Raw genomic sequence first — 2,646 nt, 5'->3', positions numbered from 1 at the left:
CCATAATAATGATAACTTGTTATTGATACACTCTTTTAATGAGTTTGATATGAACTTGTATCAAATAAGAAAGACTATGATAAGAAAAGAGTCAACAGAATGATTTATGATTTTTCTATGTATTTGAGTGATCTAGATGATCAACGTCTTTTCCAAGTATTAAAAAAAGTAATCAACTTGATTTGATTTGGAAAGAAATTTCTTTAATTAGACAAATTGAAATAAACGAAAAAAAGAAAATATTCAAGACCTTGTGACAATTGCAAGTAAAGCCATGAAGTTTACTAATTTAAAAAACCAAGAGTCACTGAGCAAAAAATGGGCTAACTATATTTTGTTTCAAGAAACTGATGCTATATTTGTTTATTTATTTTCTCAGACAAAGTGTTTTCTAAAAAATAATTTAATTATTATAAATGAAGAAAAATTAAATGATATTAAGAGAGGAAATACGATAATTTTTAGTCCACATTGGGGAGATTTTTATTCTATACCAATAATATTGGCGAGTTTAAAAATTCAAAATGTTCCATTAGCTAATGGTGATGAAGGGGAGCATATGCGGTCCATTTTAGATGTAATGTTATCGAGCTTAAAAAAGTACATAACAGAAGTTTTAGACACATCTAACCCAGTTAATGCTCTTTTTAAGTTGGATAATTTATTAAAAAATTCAAAAAATATACTTGAATTTCCAGAATATACATTAGGTCCTAAACCCAAGTATCGTACTAAGTATTTAGATAATTTCTTTCCCGTAGCGTACGGATTAGCAGCCTTAGCTAAACGAAATAATTCAAATATACAACCAGTTACTTTTACAAGAATAGATGATTTTCCTCATTATGAATTAAGATTTTATTCCAAGATAAATATAAAAGATATGACAGTAGGACAGATTAATAATAATATTCACAGACTGATAAACAGTATAATAGTTAAGACTCCTGAAAAGTGGTGGTATTGGTATTTGTTTTCCAAAAATAGAATATCAATCAATTAAGTATTATATATTAATTTAATATACAACGGTGATAAAAATGAAAATAAAAAACATAATTAGATGGTTACCTAATTGGCTCGTATTTTCAATAATAATAACAACAATTATTTCATCATTTGATGGAGTAGTTTTGGCACAGGTACTTTCTTCTATAGCAAATTTTAATCATAACTCAACATTTTTAGAAGTAATGTTTTATGCTGTCAAAAGCTTTTCAGCAATGGCTATTGTGTATTTTTCAATGACTTTAAGAAAAATGTTAATAAATTTAGCAATAAAAAAGCTTAATGTAAAGCTCAAAAGTAATTTTATTTATGGGCAAATTAATACTTCAACTTTTAGTAGTGATACTGCGGATAATGTCTCAAAAATATTTAATGATTTTAAATTGGTTGAAACAGATTACTTTAGTCTGATGTTTGAAGTATTTGCGTCTTTGTTAATGGCATTAATCTCTGGAATTTATATTTTAAGTTTAAGCATACCTATTGGAATTTTGTTTATTTTATTTTCTTTATTACCTATGATAACTCCAAAGATTTTTGGTAAAAAATTAACTGCCACTTCTTCAAAGTGGCAGGAAGATAGTAGTAGATTTTTAAGTAAGGTAACTGATTTATTTAATGGAGCCAATACTATCAAAACTTATTTAGCTGAAAAGTATATGTACAATGATACAGATAAGTATTTAAATGAATCCGAAAATTCTTATTTACTTATGAATAACTGGCAAGCTGTTACTTTTTTTGTCGCTTCAATTCTTTCAGTTGTTAGTTATATTTTACCTATTGGTATTGGCTTGCTTTTAGTTATTCAAAGAAAGATATCTTCTGCAGCTTTGATTGGTATTTTTATGGCTAGTGACAGAGTCGTAGGTCCATTAGGAACAGTTTCAGAGTATCTTAGTAAGATAAAAACTACTCAAGAAATTCGAAAATCTTATAGTGAACATATGATTGAATTTAAAGCTCCTAAAAAAATATCGAAAGATATTAAGCCAAAAATTTGTTTTGAAAATGTTTATTTTACGTACTCAAATGGTAAACAGATTATCAATAATTTGAATTTAAATATTACTTTTGGAGAAAAAATTTTGATTACAGGAGCTTCTGGTGTTGGTAAATCGACAATACTTAATTTGATTCAGGGTTCTATTAAACCAAGTAGCGGAAAAATTTATTTGAGGGAAAAGAATAGTAAAATAAACAATATTCTCGAATCTGGTAGGATTGCTTATATAAGACAAAATCCCAACTTATTTAATGATACTTTGCGTTTTAATCTAACTTTAGGCGAGGATTTCTCAACTAAAGATTGTTTATTTGTTCTTGAAAAAGTAGGATTGATTAATGAACTAGGTAACGATGCTTTAAATAGATATTATGGTGAAAGTGGGAAAAACTTATCTGGTGGACAACGGCAGCGAATCGAAATTGCTAGAGCTCTTCTTTTTAATAAAAAAATTATTTTAATTGATGAAGCAACTTCTAGTTTAGATCCAAAAATGTCGGACAAAATAAATAAAATTATTCAAAATTTAGATTGTACAGTGATTGAGGTTGCTCATTATTATGACGATATTGAATTTAAACATGCACATTTTACACACTATGTACTTGAAAATAAAACTTTAAGATTAAAGG

General features: G+C 27.0%; 2 protein-coding genes. Both read left to right on the top strand.

Annotated features, from left to right (window positions below):
- Positions 1–253 precede the first annotated feature (253 nt).
- A complete protein-coding gene (locus tag JF76_RS07425; RefSeq protein ID WP_156962768.1) occupies positions 254–1,003 on the top strand; it encodes an LpxL/LpxP family acyltransferase in 750 nt (249 codons plus the stop codon).
- Positions 1,004–1,040: 37 nt separating this feature from the next.
- Positions 1,041–2,646: ATP-binding cassette domain-containing protein (locus JF76_RS10325; protein WP_045928461.1), on the top strand; the 1,606-nt coding region annotated here is incomplete at its 3' end.

This window comes from Lactobacillus kullabergensis, assembly GCF_000967195.1.
Taxonomy (GTDB): domain Bacteria; phylum Bacillota; class Bacilli; order Lactobacillales; family Lactobacillaceae; genus Lactobacillus; species Lactobacillus kullabergensis.
Note: the sequence above shows the minus strand (reverse complement) of the source record. Positions and strands in the feature narration are given on the sequence as shown.